Below are 14,450 nucleotides of genomic sequence, written 5' to 3'. Positions count from 1 at the left end.
TTTCGACTCCAGGTGAGTCATTCGACCCAGGGATATCCTCCAAATCCCTCCCGGCTGAGCCGGGGATACATTCAGACGCCTCCAAGGCGCACTCGGCCCATACGGTCTTCCCGACGACCCGGCCCGAGGCCCCCCACCGCTCCGAGACGGCGCTCACGATCTGGAGCCCCCGCCCGTACTGCTCATCCTCGGCGGCGATCCGCGGCTCGGGCCGCCGCTCTCCCTTCGGATCGGTGACCGCAATCCGGAGCACTGCTCCGTCGAGCCGCAGCTCGACCCGTACGAAGCGATCCTCGACGGACCCGTGCAGCACGGCATTGGTGGTGAGCTCGCTGGTCAGCAGGGCCGCATCCGCCGCCAACCCCGGCTGCCCCCACGCCACCGCCAACCACGCGGCCCGCCGCCGGGCCGCGGGGACCGAGTCCTGCCGGGGCGGGTAGTTCCGCACGTCGTACCGAATCGGCTCGTCCATGCCTGTGCACCTCCTGTGCGGGCGGTGGCATGCCGGTGCCGTGTGGGCAGCCCGGTGCACTTCCGCCAACTGACGCTGCGCGGTGAGCAGTTCGTCACCGACGGTAGGACCGTGTGCATCGAGGGTGCAAGCTCTTCCCGGGAAATCTATCCCCAGGGGGTAGTTGTGCGGTGTGGGCCGCGCGCGGAAGACTGCCTCCGGTACGAGGAGGTGGCCCAAGTGCCCACGGACAACCGGGTATCCACAGTGTTGGCGCGCCGGCTGGGCGGTGAGCTGCTCCGCTTGCGCGACGCGGCGGGCCTGACCCAGCCCCAGGCGGCCCAGGTCTTGAGCGCCACGGCGGCCAAGATCGCCAAGATGGAGCGCGGCTGGGTCCCGTTCCGTGATCCGGATGTCGTCGCCCTGTGCAAGCTGTACGGAGTGACGGACGAGGGGGTCGTGCACGGGCTGCTGTCCCTGGCCAAGCTGGATCGTGAGCGCCGCAAGGCCAAGGGCTGGTGGCAGCAGACGCCCATCCTGGGAGGGCTGGGCGAGTACATCGCGATGGAGGAGGTCGCCACCCGCATCCGTACGTGGCAACACGCGCTGATCCCCGGCCTGCTTCAGACCCCTGAGTACATCCGGGCGCTGGGTGTCACCTCCAACTGGTCGCACCCGGACGAGATCGAGACGCTGGTCACCACACGGACCAAGCGGCAAGCGCGGCTATGGGGCGACGAGCCGATGGAGCTTCATGCGGTGCTGTGGGAGGCGGCGCTTCGCAACCAGGTCGGCGACAGCGTGGTGATGCGCGGGCAGCTCGACCATCTGGTGCAGATGGCAAGACTGCCGCACGTGCATGTTCAGGTGTTGCCCTTCGGACCCGGGAGGCACCACGGCGTCAAAGGCTCCTTCAACATCATCTCGTTCGCCGATCCGGGGGCGCTGGACGTCGGTTACGCGGAGGCCATCGGTTCTACCCTGTGGGCAGAGGGACCGGAGGCCAGCGAGGCTTACAGCGGTGAATTCAACCGGTTGTCACGCCTGAGTCTTGCGCCGCACGACTCCCTGCTCCTGATCGAAGCCATCAGCAAAGGTATGTAAGTCCATGCGCGAGTTCGAGTTCGTGAAGTCCAGCTACAGCGACAACCAGGCCAACTCGGAGTGTGTGGAAGTGGCGACGAACGTGGCGGGCACGGTCGCGGTCCGGGACAGCAAGCAGACGGCCGGGCCGGTCATCCGGGTCACCGACACCGCGTGGACGGCGTTCATCGGGGTGCGCCGGTGAACGAGGTGGTCATGTACTGGCGACCCGGCTGCCCGTTCTGCATCAAGCTCCGCACACAGCTGCGGCTGGCCCGGATCCCGTTCCGGAAGGTCAACATCTTGGCGGACCCGGACGCGGCGGCCTTCGTCCGCAGCCACAACGCCGGCAGCGAGACCGTCCCCACGCTGCGGATCACCACTCCCCAGGGCACGGAGTCGATCCTGACGAACCCCTCCCTCGCCCAGGTAAGGCGGGCCCTCGCCGTCTGACTTCCATCCCCGGCAGAGCGACCCCCGCTCCAGACGGGACCTCGACTGGTTCCCGGCCTACTCTCGCGGTTTCCCGTTCTCTCAACCGTGATCCCTTGACCCTGTGGTCACTGGCTCGGGAGCATCGAACGGCGCACTCAGCCATGTTGGAGAGGGGAACCGGAAGTTATGAAGGTGACCAAACTGATCAGCACCTGTGACCTCACGGACTGTGCGACGATCTACGCGACCGACCGGGGTACGTTCCTGGTGCAGGGAGAGACGCTAACCAACCACGGGCTCAAGATTCCCGCTCATGAAACCCTCGTAGAGATCCCTGCCGAGCTGATCAAGAAGGCCATTGCCAATGGCCTCATCTAGCCTCGCCGAACTCTTCGAGGGGTTTCAGCAGGAGGCGTTCAGGCTGGAGACCCTGGACGACTACAGCCGCTCTGGAAACGTTGACGCCTACCGCGCTTTCCAGGCCGGCCTGCAGCAGCCGGAGGGCTATAACACTGAGTGGGTCGAGGAGATCCGGGGACTCACACACCAGGGTAAGCGCGTGTACCGCGTGCACGTCCTCACCCGGCCCCTCACCGAGTATCTCCGTTTCGAGCTGGGCTGGGGCTATCGGACGAACATGACCGGCGGGGAGGAGTTCTTCATCCTCGACGTGACCGACGTTCCCAACCCGCTCGAAGGTGTGCCCGACTTCTGGCTCTTCGACTCCAGGGACACGGCCGTCATGGGCTACGACGACCACGGAGCCTTTCAAGGCGCGCAGGTGCTTCCCGTGACAGAGACGGAAAAGTTCGTCGGCTATCGGGAAACAGCACTCGCTCACGCGGAGCCGTTCTCCGACTGGTGGGCGAAACACGGCGAGTGAACAAAGGACAGCTTGGGGCCGCGTTGCGGGCACTGCGGGAGGCATCCGGGAAGGAGGCCAAAGCGGTTGCCCGTAGCGCCCTCATGTCTCCGTCCAAGCTTTCCAAGATTGAGAACGCCAACCTTCTGCCCAGTGCCACGGACGTAGAACGCATCCTCTCGGCCCTCGGGGTGTCCAACGCCATCAAGGCCGAGTACACCGAAGCGGCCCGCGCAGCGACTACAGAGGCCACCGCGTGGCGGCTCCTCAAGCGAGCCGGCGTTCACAAGGGTCAGCAGGCCGCGAAGGCCCTCGAAGCCCAGATGGCCATGCTCAGGCTGTTCCAGCCGGCCCTGGTCCCCGGCCTGCTCCAGACGCCCGAGTACATCCGGACCATCCTCCAGCGCCACGAGCTGAGCGAGGACGCACTCACCCGCACGATCAGCGGGAGGCTCGAGCGTCAGACCGTCCTGTTCGACAGCTCGAAGAAGTTCCGCTTCGTCATCACGGAGCCCGTACTCCGTTGGCGGATCGTCCCTCCTCAGATGATGGCCGCTCAGCTCGATCGCATCGTGTCGATGTCTCGACTGCCTCATGTGGACATCCGGATCGTTCCGTTGTCCGCGCAGCAGACAGACATTGGTAATCATGCTTTCGTCATTCGTGACGATCGGATGGTTACGGTTGAGACGGTTCACGCCGAGATAGTGGTCACCGATCCGAGAGACGTCGAGATGTACGTCCGAAAGTTCGATAGATTCGAGCAGGGGGCTCTGTCCGGCGACGGAATGCAACGCCTTGTCGAGAGTATCCGAGACGGATTCTTGACGGAACAGGAAACGGGCTAGGAACTCCCTTCTCCGCTGGTCACTATGGCTGCCGACGCAGCGAAGGTGACGTGAAGGGGCACTACATGGCGAGGGCGAAGAAGGCACAGGCTCCGACGTTCGACCGGGACGCATGGGAGTACCTGACCTACGCGCCCGGGCACGAGTGCTCTGCCTGCAAGCGGACCATCAAGCCCTTGGAGCTCGTCCTCAGAGGAGCCGGCGACCGCGCGTCCGCTTCGGGTGTCATTGTCTACCGGCACAACGAGTGTCCCGGTAGGGCCTCCATCCGTCGAGAGAAAGGGAAATCGCTGTGACGACAATGCTGGAAAACGCCGTCGGCCTGCGGCATGGGCGGGACCTTGTGAGTCCCGAGCTGTTCGCGAAACTGTGCGCGTTCTGCGCGGATGAGTACGGGCAGGAGCCGGTTGTGGCGCGGCGGGTGATGGATCAGGCCCTGGCCTTCCTCAAGGTCATGGGGGACGCGCGGGCCTTTGATATGGCCCCGTCGGAGATCGTTGACCCGGGCTGGCACACGTTCATGCTCCACACCCAGGAGTACGCGACGTGGTGTGAAGAACAGTTCGGATACTTCGTGCACCACGCGCCCAACTCCAAGGTCCGGACGCGGCCGCTCATGGCGTCCGTCGCGGATCGGATCAAGGCCGCCGGGTTCGAGGTGGACGAAGCGCTGTGGGGTACCTCGGCCGACTGTAATCAGCCCGCGTGCTGCGGTGACGGCGGTTGTTGCTGAGCCGGCCGCCGGCCGATGGAGTCCGGGTGCGGGAGGGTCACCGTCTTCGCGATGTTCGGGGTTGTCTTCGGGTACGCGACCCATTCGCTTGATCAGCGGATGCTGGGGGAAGTCGCGGTGGTCGGGCCGATGACTCCCGGGGTCGAGTGGGGGCGGTTGTGGCAGATGGCGCGCGGTATGTGCCGTCTCTCCGAGGGTGACGCCGAGCATGCGCGGTGGATCATGGCGCAGGCCAATCGGGCGTTCATCTGTGGGAGCGATGTGATCGTCAAGCTTCCGCGGGGAACGTGGAAGCTTGGCGGCGGCAAGCGGGCGGGGCTGGGCGGGTACTGCAACCGGGATCAGCTCTGGACCGGGAACCTGACCGTCGAGGACGTCACCCCTGAGCAGGTGGCTGCGCGGCCGTCGCTGTACTAGCGGGCCCCGCGAGGTGGCTCGTCAGCCAGTCCGCCGTGTGCGGGAGCCAGGCGGGGCGGGCAGCCAGAGCTCCACCCCCACCTCCGCCCCCAGTCCGCAGACCTCCCCGATCATCGCCAACTGCCGTTCCGCACGGTCCGTACGCGCTTCGTCCATCCCCGCACCGTACGAGCCCCCCCGTGCGCCCGCGCGACCGCGCGGCGCCCCTTGACTGGGGTCGGCGGCGGGGAGACGCTCCCCGGGTTCGGGCGCTGGGATCCGTACGGTTGCAGCTGGGGGGCCGCGATGCCGGAGGAGTCTGTCCAGACGGTGGGGGAGCTGCGGGCGCAGCTCGTGGCGCAGGGGGCGCGGTGGTCGGTCATCGAGCACCTGGCCGACGAGGAACCGGTGCCACGGCCCTCGCTCGGCCTGGAGCCCGGGGCCAACCTGACGCCCGCCGAGGCGGTGCGAGAGGTCGACCTCCGGGCGCTCATCGGACACGAGAGCGCCAATCCGCACCTGACCAGGCGCAGGGCCGCGCACGGCCTCCTGCCCGGCCCGCCCACGACCGGGGCGCCCCGCCCCACCTCCGTCGACTGGCGCAGCCGCTGGGGCTGGCCCTGGATCACCAAGGTCAAGGACCAGAACCCGTGCGGTTCCTGCTGGGCCTTCGGCGCCGCCGGCCTGGTGGAGTCCATGGCCCGGATAGAGCACGACGTCTGGGCGAAGCGCTCCGAGGGGGACGTGCACGACGGGCTCCGCTTCACCTGCGGGCAGGGGTCGAACCCGGAGACCGCCCTGGACTGGATCAAGACCAACGGCGGGCTCGCCGACCCGGACTGCTGGCCGTACAGCACCCCGCCCGCCGGCCTGCCGGCCTCCCGCCGCGACGCCTGGCGCGCCGAGTACACGCCCAGCTGGGACCGTTCGGGCCGGACCGTCCGCATCACCGACTACGTCCGCCTCGGCGACGTCGAGCAGCAGAAGGTCTGGCTGGACACCGTCGGCCCGCTGACCGCCTGCTTCGACGTCTACGACGACTTCTTCGGCCTGGGGTCCGGGGTCTACCACCGCACCAGCGACCATCTGGCGGGCGGGCACTGCGTGTTGATCGTCGGCTACGACGACGCGGCCGGCTGCTGGCTGTTCAAGAACTCCTGGGGGACGGGCTACCACGTCGGTGGCTACGGCCGGATCGCCTACGGCGAGGTCAACATCGACTACTGGGCCAAGTGCGGCCTGCGCGGCACCAACATCGACCCGTGGAGCAAGCGCCGCCTGCACACCGGGAACGTCTACGAGAGCGGCAACGGCCGCGCCCACCGCAACTTCGAGCTGCTCGCGACCACGGGAGCCGGCCGCCTCCAGCACTGGTGGCGCGAGGGCGACGCCCCCTTCGCCTGGGCCCGCGCCGGCAGCTTCGCGAACGACGCCTCCGGCCAGCCCGCCTTCACCGGGACCACCTACAACCGGAACATGGAGTCCCTGCACGTGACCACCGGCGGCCGGCTGCGCCACTGGTACTACGAGCAGTCCGCCGGCGTCTGGCGGGACGGCGGCGCCTTCGGGGCGGGCGACGCGGTCGTCGGCTCGACCCCGGCGTTCATCCAGAGCGACTACGGCAAGCCGGGCAACTTCGAGGTGGTCGTGCAGACCACCGACGGCCGCCTGAACCACTGGTGGCGGATCAACGGGGCCCCCTGGACCTGGAACGACGGCGGCCGCTTCGCCTCCGGCATCGCCCACTACGGCCCCGCCCTCGTCCAGACCCGCGGCCGCCACCTCGACCTCGTCGCCGCCCGTACCGACGGCCGGATGCAGCTGTGGTGGCGCGACGACGCGAACGGCTTCGCCTGGCGCCCCGGCGAGGTCTTCGGCAGCGGTACGGGGGCCATCTCCGCGCCCTGCCTGATCGAGGGCCAGTACGGGGCCGTGGACGAGGACACCGCCGGGAACTACGAGCTGTGCGTCGCGGTGGCGGGCGGCCGCGTCGAGCACTGGTGGCGGGGCAACGCGGGCGGCGCGGCCTGGAGCCGCAGCGCCGTCTTCGGGCACGACGTCCTGGCCGTCACCGGGATGCTCCAGGGCAGCTTCGGGTTCAACCTGGAAGTCGTCGTCCTGCGCACCGACCGCCTGCTCCAGCACTACTGGCGCGACGGCGCGGGCTGGCACGAGGGGGCGGTGATCGGCCCCGCCTGAGGCCCGAGAGGAGTGCCGTGGAGGTACGGAGCGTGGTCCTGGGCCCCGGTGAACCGTACGAGCTGCGGCTCACCGGGCGCGGGGCGCGCGGCTACGTGTGGACCTGGCAGGTCACGGGCGACGAGGACGCGGTGGCGGTTGCCGAGCTGCCGCCGCCGACGCCCGAGCCGCCGCTGCCGGGCGCGACCGTCGACCGCACCTACGTCGTCCGCGGCCGCGCACCGGGCGGCCGCGCCCGGATCCGCTTCGCGCAGGTCCGGCCGCCCTACCCGCAGGAGGCCCCGTACGACGAGTTCGTGCTCGACGTCACCGTCACCACGAGCTGAGGGCCCACTGCCCGGATGCTGAGACGGGACACCGGTGTATCTGACATGTATCTATGCTGTGCGCATGCCAGCCCCCGCATCTCCCCCCGCGCCCGCCGCCGACCGCGTGTACCGGCACATCAAGCAGGGCGTCCTCGACCGCCGGTACGAGGGCGGCACCCTCCTTACCGAGGGCGAGGTCGCCGAGGCGGTGGGCGTCTCCCGCACGCCGGTCCGCGAGGCCCTGCTGCGCCTGGAGACGGAGGGGCTGCTCCGGCTCTACCCCAAGAAGGGCGCGCTGGTCCTGCCCGTGTCGGCGCAGGAGATCGCCGACGTCGTCGAAACCCGGCTGCTGGTCGAGGAGTTCACCGTGCGGCAGGCCGTCCCGGCGCCGGCCGCGCTGCTCGGACGGCTGGAGGAGCTGCTGCGCGCGCAGGAGCGGCACGCGGACAGCGGCGACCTGGCGGCCTTCGCCGTCGAGGACCGGTGCTTCCACGCCGAGATCGTCCGGCACGCCGGCAACCAGATCCTGTCGCGCCTGTACGACCAGCTGCGCGACCGGCAGCTGCGGATGGGCGTCGCCGTCATGCACGCCCACCCCGACCGGGTCGCGCAGAACCTCGTCGAACACCACGAGATCCTGACCGCCCTGCGGGCGGGCGACGCGGAACGGGCGGCCGCGAGCGTACGGGCGCACCTGGGCAGGGTCGGCAGCCTGATGCGCGGTGACGCCCGGTGAGAGCCCTCGATCCGCCCGGCGGCCGCAAGGCACTCGGCATCTGGTCCATCGGCGTCGCCGTCTACTTCGTCGCGGTGATCTTCCGTACCAGCCTCGGCGTGGCCGGACTCGACGCCGCCGACCGCTTCCACGTCAACGCCTCGGCCCTCGCCACCTTCTCCCTGCTCCAGCTGCTGGTCTACGCGGGCATGCAGGTACCCGTCGGCCTGATGGTGGACCGGCTCGGCACGAAGAAGGTGCTGACGCTCGGCGCCGTGCTCTTCACCGTCGGGCAGCTCGGCTTCGCGCTCTCGCCCTCGTACGGGATGGCCCTCGCGGCGCGCGCCCTGCTGGGCTGCGGTGACGCGATGACCTTCATCTCGGTGCTGCGGCTCGGCACCCGCTGGTTCCCGGCGCGGCGCGGACCGCTGATGGCCCAGCTGGCCGGGCTCGTCGGGATGGCCGGCAACCTCGTCTCCACGCTCGTCCTGGCGCCCGTCCTGCACGAGCTCGGCTGGGTGCCGGCCTTCGCGGGCAGCGCGGCGGCGGGGCTGATCGTGCTGGTTCCGCTGGTGCTCTTCCTGCGGGACAACCCGGAGGGGCACGAGCCGGCGCCGGTCGTGCGGAGCGGCGGGGGCGGGGGCGGGGGCTTCGTGCGCCGCCAGATCCGGGAGTCCTGGGCCGAGCCCGGCACCCGGCTCGGCCTGTGGGTGCACTTCACCACCCAGTTCCCGGCGATGGTGTTCCTGCTGCTGTGGGGGATGCCGTTCCTCGTCGAGGCCCAGGGGCTGTCCCGGAGCACCGCGGGCGGGCTGCTGACCCTGGTGGTCGCCTCGAACATGGCACTCGGGCTGGTCTACGGCCAGATCATCGGCCGCCGCCAGTCCTCGCGGATCCCGCTGGCCCTGGGCACCGTGGGCGTGACCGCGCTGCTCTGGGGCTCCGTCCTCGCCTACCCGGGGGACCGGGCGCCGATGTGGCTGCTGGTCACCCTGTGCCTGGTCCTCGGCGGCTGCGGCCCGGCGTCGATGATCGGCTTCGACTTCGCCCGCCCGGCCAACCCGGCCGAACGCCAGGGCACCGCCTCCGGGATCACGAACATGGGCGGCTTCCTCGCGTCGATGACCACGCTGCTGGCGGTGGGCATCCTGCTGGACGCCACCGGGGACGACTACCGGATCGCCTTCTCGACGGTGTTCGTCCTGGAGGCACTCGGCATCGCGCAGATCCTGCGGCTGCGGCCGCGGGCGCTGGCCCGCGAGGCGGCGCACGCGCGGGTCACGATCCCGGCCCAGCAGGCCGCGGAACCGCAATCCGTCCCGCTCGCGTGTCCCCTGCCGGAGGTCGCGGGGCGCGAGGCACCGTAGGGCGTTCGCGTGGACGAGGGGGATCCGGAGCAATGTGGACCAGCGTGTCCGCCGCCACCCTTCCGGTGGCCGAGAGGTTCGAGTGGTTCCACGACATCGTCGCCTCCGCGCTGATACCGACGGCCATCCGGAGCGAGCTGTCCGCCGACTTCGAGGCGGAGGTCTCGATGCTGGACCTCGGCGTCACGCAGGTGTCGTCCTTCACGCACTCGCCCCTGCGGTCGCGGCGCACGCCCGCCCTGATCCGGCGCGGGGACCCGGAGCAGTACCAGCTGGCGCTGATCACCGGGGGCCGTTGGTGGATGTCCCAGTGCGGCGGTGACGAGGAGTTCGGGGTCGGGGACCTGATCCTCTGGGACACCTCCCGCCCCCAGGAGACCGTCGCCCACGGCGGGGACGGCCCGAGCGGCTCGCTCATCCTCCACCTGCCGAAGGACGCCCTGCCGCTGCCGTCCGGCAGGGTCGACCGGCTGCTCGGCCGGCGCATCCCCGGGGACAGCGGCATGGGGGCCGTGCTGGCGCGGTACATCTCCTCGCTCGGCGCGCACGGCGCCGAATGCGAGCCGCGGGAACTGCGCGGACTGGGCGGGGCCACGGTCGAACTGGCCGCCGCCTGCCTCGCGCAGCGGCTCGACGCGTATCGGGAGCTCCCCGCCGAGACCCGTGCCCGGGTGCTGCGCGAGCGGATCGACGCCTTCATCGAGGACAACCTCGGGGATCCGGCGCTCGACCCCGGGCTGATCGCCGCCGCGCACGGCATCTCCGTACGCGGCCTGCACGCACTCTTCCGCGACCGGCCGGAGTCCGTCTCCGCCACGGTCCGCCGCCGGCGCCTGGACCGCTGCCGCACCGACCTGACCCGCCCGGAACTGGCGGGCCGGCCCGTCCACGACATCGCCGCCCGCTGGTGCCTGCCCAACGCCGCCGCGTTCAGCCGAGCCTTCCGCGAGGCGTACGGCCTGACCCCGACGGCCTACCGCCACACCGCCGGGCTCCGCCCGGGCCCGGCCGGCCCCGCGGCCGCGGCGCCACTGCCGGGGGCTCCGCCCCCGGACCCCAGCGCCTCAAACGCCGGCGGGGCTGGTTTTGCCTCCGGCGGCGCCTCAAACGCCGGCGAGGCTGGATTTGGCTGATGCCGCCCGCCCAGTGCGGCTGGATTGCCCGCAGGGCAATCCCAACCCCGCCGGCGTTTTCAGGGGAGCCGGGGTTACGGGGTGACCGCGAAGTTGGTCAGGATCGCGTCCGCCAGTTCGGCGTCGCCCTCGACCTTCACCCGGTCGGCGACCGCGGCCGGTCGGACCCGCCCGGCGGCGAGCCGCACGTACGTCTCCCAGTCCAGCGTCAGCGAAACCGCCGGCCCCAGCGACGGCGCCTTGTCCAGCGTCCCCTGACCCTCCGCGTCCACCCGTACCGTCCGCATGAACTCCAGTGGCCCGTGCACGTCGATGACCACCGCCGAGTTCGCCGGCGCGGCCGCCCGCTTCGCGACCACCTTCGGCAGCCCGGCGAGGAGGATGTCCCGCGCCACGTACGCCCCGGGCGAATCCCAGTTCCCCGGCACCCGCAGCGCCGCCCGCAGGTCCTGCTCGTGGATCCACACGTCGAACGCCCGCAGCCGCAACGCGTGCTCCAGCGTCACCTGGTCGCCCAGCGGCCCCCGCACGATCGTGGCCGGATCCCGCTTCTCGTCCCGCAGCTGCCGCGAGCGCCGGATGATCGTGTACTCCAGCTCCGAGGTCATCTCCGGCGCGGTGTGGTGCCGCCGTACGTCGACCTGCACCTCCATGTACCGGCTGAACTCGTCCACCACGTGCCGCAGGTCCCGCGCCACGGTGTGGATCGGCCGCGGGTCCCCGAGCTGCTCGCATTCGATGCCGATGATGTGTGACACGACGTCACGGACCGACCATCCCGGGCACGGCGTCGCCCGGTTCCACTCGCCCTCCGGCAACGGGAGGACCAGCTCGGATATCGCCTCGATGGAATGGGTCCACGCGTCGGCATAGTGCTGGAGGCTGGGATGGACGGTCAACGGGACCCCTCGCGTGCTGTTCAGTGGCGCGTTCTGGAAGCTCTGGAAGCTCTGGAAGCTCTGGACATCGGAGACTCGGATTCCAAAACTACGCTGCCGGTGAGCACCCCGGCAGTGCTTTCGTGTGACGATCGTAGGCCCGAGTTGACGGCTTGAACGCCAGGACGGTGGTAATGTGCGCGCCTCGCTGATCCAAATCGCAGTGAACGAGGGCGAGTCGGTGTCTTCCCGGCGGGCCCGCGCGGCCGATCTCGTACGGGACCAGGCCGGCTCCGACCTCGTCGTCCTGCCCGAACTGTGGACGGTCGGGGCCTTCGCCTACGAACAGTTCGAGACGGAGGCGGAACCGCTCGACGGCCCGACCTACGAGGCCATGTCCAAGGCCGCGCGCGACGCCGGCGCCTGGCTGCACGCCGGCTCGATCGTGGAGCGCGCGGGCGACGGCTCGCTCTACAACACCACCCTCGTCCTCTCCCCGGCGGGCGAGCTGGCCGCCACCTACCGCAAGATCCACCGCTTCGGCTTCGACCAGGGCGAGGCCGTCCTGATGACGCCCGGCGACACCCTCACCACCGTGGAGCTGCCGGAGCAGACCCTCGGCATCGCCACCTGCTACGACCTGCGCTTCCCCGAGCTGTTCCGCGGGCTCGTCGACGCCGGGGCCACCACGATGGTCGTCGCGGCCGGCTGGCCCGCGCGCCGCCGCGCGCACTGGACCCTGCTCAGCCGGGCACGCGCCGTGGAGGACCAGTCGTACGTCCTCGCCTGCGGGCTGGCCGGCACCCACGCGGGCGTCGAGCAGGCGGGACACAGCCTGGTGGTGGACCCCTGGGGCGAGGTCCTCGCGGAGGCGGGCCCCGGCGAGGCCGTCCTGACGGTCGACCTCGACCCGGCGAAGGTCGCCGACACCCGCGAGCAGTTCCCGGCCCTCAAGGACCGCATGCTGGGCCTGCGCCCCCCGACCCGATGACGGGGCCGAAATCCGGCCCCGCCGGGGTGTGAGGAGCGGGGTGCGGGGCGGAGCCCCGGGTCTCTCGGCCCCTTCGGCGTCAGACCGCCTCGCGCTCCTTCTCGGCCATCCGGATCACGCACACCGCGACCGCGATCAGCAGCGCCGCGTCCGCGTCCTCCCGGATCACGTCCACCGCGTACGTCTCGCGGATCCGGTACCACCGGCGCGAGATCAGCGCGAGCAGCTCGCCCTCGTACTCGACCTTGAACTCCCGGTCCAGGATCCGCCCGCTGACGTCCAGTTCGGTGCCCTCGACCAGGGTGACCCGGTAGTGGTTGCGCAGAAGGGAGAGCCGCTTCCGGCGGATCACCGCGAGCCGCCGCTCGTCGCGCTCCAGCGTCATCGCGTCGCGGAAGCCGAACAGCTTCTCCCGCAGGGTGATCAGGATCCGCCCGTCCGGATCCTTCAGTTCCAGGGTGTCCCGGATCCGCAGCGCCTTCCCGTCGACGAGGAAGGCGTGCCGGCCGTCCTCGTCCTCGATCCAGTAGTCGTCCCCGATGGCCAGCAGTTTGTCCCGTACGAGGTATTTCATGCGCTGATCCGTGCCCGCGATAGGTTTGCGGCATGCCTCTGCTCTTCGTGACCGACCTGGCGTACCCGGCGCGCGGCCGCCGCTACTGCGACGAGGACATATTCCTCACCTCCCGCCTGCGGGAGCACTTCGCGCTGGCCCTGTGCCATCCGCGGGACGCGCAGGCCCTCCTGGGCAGCGGCTTCGACGCCGTCGTCGTCCGCAACAGCGGGCCGGTCCTGCACTACCAGGAGGCGTACGACTCCTTCCGCGCGGCGGCGCTCGCCGCCGGGACCCGGGTCTACAACCCGCTCACCGGGCGCGGCGACATGGCGGGCAAGCAGTACCTCCTCGACCTGACGGCCGCCGGCTACCCGGTCATCCCGACCGTCGACGACCCGGCCCGGCTCGCGGAGCTGCCGCAGGTCCCCTCGTACGCGGTCAAGCCCAAGCAGGGCGCGGACTCCATCGGCCTCACCTTCACCGCGACCCCGACGGGCCCGGCCGGGGAGGTCCTCATCCAACCGCGCGTCGACTTCGCGTACGAGGTCTCCTTCTACTTCGTCGACGACGCCTTCCAGTACGCGCTCTACGCCCCGGACCCGGCCCGCCGCTGGGAGCTGCGGCCCTACGCCCCGACCGCGGCGGACCTGGCCTTCGCCCGCGCGTTCATCGAGTGGAACACCCTCGGCCACGGCATCCAGCGGGTGGACGCCTGCCGGGCGCCCTCCGGCGAGCTGCTCCTCGTCGAGCTGGAGGACCTGAACCCGTACCTCTCCCTCGACCTCCTCCCGGCCGAGACCCAGGACGCCTTCGTCACCGCGCTCACGCGCTCCCTCCACAGCTTCCTGTCCTGATGTCAGACCCGGGTGCGAGGCTCCCGTCATGGACAAGCAGACCTTCTGGAAGCTGATCGAGACGGCCCGCGCGGACGTGGCGGACGACCGGGTGGCGGAGCGCGCGGCGGAGCTGCTCGCCGGGCGCCCGGAGACGGAGATAACCGGGGCCCAGCAGGTGCTGTGGGACCTGCTGTCGGAGTCCTACCGCGCCCCGCTCTGGGCCGCGGCCCACGTCATCAACGGCGGCTGCTCGGACGACGGGTTCGACTACTTCCGCGGCTGGCTCCTCACCCAGGGGCGGGCGGCCTTCGAGGCGGCCCTGGCCGACGCGGACTCCCTGGCGGACCACCCCGCGGTCCGCGAGGCCGCGGCGGAGGGCCTGGAGCTGGCGGACGAGGAGGCCCTCTCGATCGCCTGGACCGCCTACGAGTCCGCCACGGGCCGGGAGCTCCCGGAGGACTCCTTCACGATCGACTACCCGCCCCTGGACCCCGCCTGGGACTTCGACTTCGACGACACGCAGGAGACCGCTGCCCGCCTCCCGCGCCTGAGCGCCCTCTTCGACTAGGGAGTGCGGCCCGGGAGTTGGCCTGATCTCGGCGGAATGCCTGCGTCAGCCCGGATGCCTTGGGCACACTTTTGGGAGGTCCGTCCGGCGG

20 protein-coding genes are annotated in these 14,450 nt (G+C 70.5%); 17 read left to right on the top strand and 3 right to left on the bottom strand.

The features are described 5' to 3' along the window. Positions 1-472, bottom strand: a 472-nt coding sequence (locus ACGFYU_RS10055; protein ID WP_393826777.1) for an ATP-binding protein, incomplete at its 3' end; no start/stop codon positions are given. Positions 473-691: 219 nt separating this feature from the next. On the opposite strand from ACGFYU_RS10055, the gene ACGFYU_RS10050 reads away from it, so the two are divergent. The 14 genes from ACGFYU_RS10050 to ACGFYU_RS09985 all read left to right on the top strand — a co-directional run bounded on the left by ACGFYU_RS10050 (position 692) and on the right by ACGFYU_RS09985 (position 10,530). Beyond that, entirely contained in the window at positions 692-1,555 is an 864-nt protein-coding gene (locus tag ACGFYU_RS10050; protein ID WP_393826776.1) for a helix-turn-helix domain-containing protein, read from the top strand. 4 nt (positions 1,556-1,559) lie between these two features. Next, a complete protein-coding gene (locus tag ACGFYU_RS10045) occupies positions 1,560-1,739 on the top strand; it encodes a DUF397 domain-containing protein (RefSeq protein ID WP_393826775.1) in 180 nt (59 codons plus the stop codon). Between the two features lie 11 nt (positions 1,740-1,750). Next, positions 1,751-1,987, top strand: a complete 237-nt coding sequence (locus ACGFYU_RS10040) for a glutaredoxin domain-containing protein (protein ID WP_393826793.1) — start codon at positions 1,751-1,753, stop codon at positions 1,985-1,987. Between the two features lie 168 nt (positions 1,988-2,155). Then, positions 2,156-2,347, top strand: a complete 192-nt coding sequence (locus tag ACGFYU_RS10035; RefSeq protein ID WP_393826774.1) for a hypothetical protein — start codon at positions 2,156-2,158, stop codon at positions 2,345-2,347. Continuing rightward, a complete protein-coding gene (locus tag ACGFYU_RS10030; protein WP_393826773.1) occupies positions 2,328-2,852 on the top strand; it encodes a DUF6879 family protein in 525 nt (174 codons plus the stop codon). Before ACGFYU_RS10035 ends, ACGFYU_RS10030 begins: the two co-directional genes overlap by 20 nt. Next, positions 2,849-3,679, top strand: a complete 831-nt coding sequence (locus tag ACGFYU_RS10025; protein ID WP_393826772.1) for a helix-turn-helix domain-containing protein — start codon at positions 2,849-2,851, stop codon at positions 3,677-3,679. The genes ACGFYU_RS10030 and ACGFYU_RS10025 overlap by 4 nt, the downstream gene beginning before the upstream one ends. A 65-nt stretch (positions 3,680-3,744) precedes the next feature. After that, the gene (locus tag ACGFYU_RS10020; RefSeq protein ID WP_393826771.1) at positions 3,745-3,975 is read left to right on the top strand and encodes a hypothetical protein; all 231 of its coding nucleotides are present in this window, start codon (positions 3,745-3,747) and stop codon (positions 3,973-3,975) included. A gap of 5 nt (positions 3,976-3,980) precedes the next feature. Next, positions 3,981-4,412, top strand: coding sequence for a glycine-rich domain-containing protein (locus tag ACGFYU_RS10015; RefSeq protein WP_393826792.1), 432 nt, complete (start codon positions 3,981-3,983; stop codon positions 4,410-4,412). Positions 4,413-4,463: 51 nt separating this feature from the next. Beyond that, positions 4,464-4,829 (top strand): hypothetical protein, encoded by a 366-nt coding sequence (locus ACGFYU_RS10010; protein ID WP_393826770.1) that lies wholly within the window; start codon positions 4,464-4,466, stop codon positions 4,827-4,829. A gap of 285 nt (positions 4,830-5,114) precedes the next feature. Then, positions 5,115-7,007, top strand: coding sequence for a C1 family peptidase (locus ACGFYU_RS10005; protein ID WP_393826769.1), 1,893 nt, complete (start codon positions 5,115-5,117; stop codon positions 7,005-7,007). A 17-nt stretch (positions 7,008-7,024) separates the two neighbouring features. Further along, complete coding sequence (locus ACGFYU_RS10000; protein WP_393826768.1) at positions 7,025-7,333, top strand: protease inhibitor I42 family protein; 309 nt, start codon at positions 7,025-7,027, stop codon at positions 7,331-7,333. 64 nt (positions 7,334-7,397) lie between these two features. Further along, the gene (locus ACGFYU_RS09995; RefSeq protein WP_393826767.1) at positions 7,398-8,051 is read left to right on the top strand and encodes a GntR family transcriptional regulator; all 654 of its coding nucleotides are present in this window, start codon (positions 7,398-7,400) and stop codon (positions 8,049-8,051) included. Further along, positions 8,048-9,397: a nitrate/nitrite transporter gene (locus ACGFYU_RS09990; protein WP_393826766.1), complete on the top strand. Its 1,350-nt coding sequence runs from the start codon at positions 8,048-8,050 to the stop codon at positions 9,395-9,397. The genes ACGFYU_RS09995 and ACGFYU_RS09990 overlap by 4 nt, the downstream gene beginning before the upstream one ends. Positions 9,398-9,429: 32 nt before the next feature. Beyond that, positions 9,430-10,530: a helix-turn-helix domain-containing protein gene (locus ACGFYU_RS09985; RefSeq protein WP_393826765.1), complete on the top strand. Its 1,101-nt coding sequence runs from the start codon at positions 9,430-9,432 to the stop codon at positions 10,528-10,530. Between the two features lie 74 nt (positions 10,531-10,604). Here ACGFYU_RS09985 and ACGFYU_RS09980 read toward each other — a convergent pair whose 3' ends face one another. Further along, positions 10,605-11,429, bottom strand: coding sequence for a maleylpyruvate isomerase family mycothiol-dependent enzyme (locus ACGFYU_RS09980; RefSeq protein ID WP_393826764.1), 825 nt, complete (start codon positions 11,427-11,429; stop codon positions 10,605-10,607). Positions 11,430-11,604: 175 nt separating this feature from the next. On the opposite strand from ACGFYU_RS09980, the gene ACGFYU_RS09975 reads away from it, so the two are divergent. After that, positions 11,605-12,399 (top strand): carbon-nitrogen family hydrolase, encoded by a 795-nt coding sequence (locus ACGFYU_RS09975; RefSeq protein WP_393826763.1) that lies wholly within the window; start codon positions 11,605-11,607, stop codon positions 12,397-12,399. A 79-nt stretch (positions 12,400-12,478) separates the two neighbouring features. Here ACGFYU_RS09975 and ACGFYU_RS09970 read toward each other — a convergent pair whose 3' ends face one another. Next, positions 12,479-12,973, bottom strand: a complete 495-nt coding sequence (locus ACGFYU_RS09970; RefSeq protein ID WP_393826762.1) for an LURP-one-related/scramblase family protein — start codon at positions 12,971-12,973, stop codon at positions 12,479-12,481. 32 nt (positions 12,974-13,005) lie between these two features. On the opposite strand from ACGFYU_RS09970, the gene ACGFYU_RS09965 reads away from it, so the two are divergent. Together ACGFYU_RS09965 and ACGFYU_RS09960 are read left to right on the top strand one after the other, a co-directional pair. Then, positions 13,006-13,809: a hypothetical protein gene (locus ACGFYU_RS09965; RefSeq protein WP_393826761.1), complete on the top strand. Its 804-nt coding sequence runs from the start codon at positions 13,006-13,008 to the stop codon at positions 13,807-13,809. A 28-nt stretch (positions 13,810-13,837) separates the two neighbouring features. Continuing rightward, a complete protein-coding gene (locus ACGFYU_RS09960; protein WP_393826760.1) occupies positions 13,838-14,359 on the top strand; it encodes a DUF4240 domain-containing protein in 522 nt (173 codons plus the stop codon). Positions 14,360-14,450 lie beyond the last annotated feature (91 nt).

It is taken from the genome of Streptomyces sp. NPDC048337 (assembly GCF_043201175.1).
GTDB lineage: Bacteria > Actinomycetota > Actinomycetes > Streptomycetales > Streptomycetaceae > Streptomyces.
The sequence above is the reverse complement of the archived record's forward strand: the minus strand, read 5'-3'. Positions and strand labels throughout refer to the sequence as shown.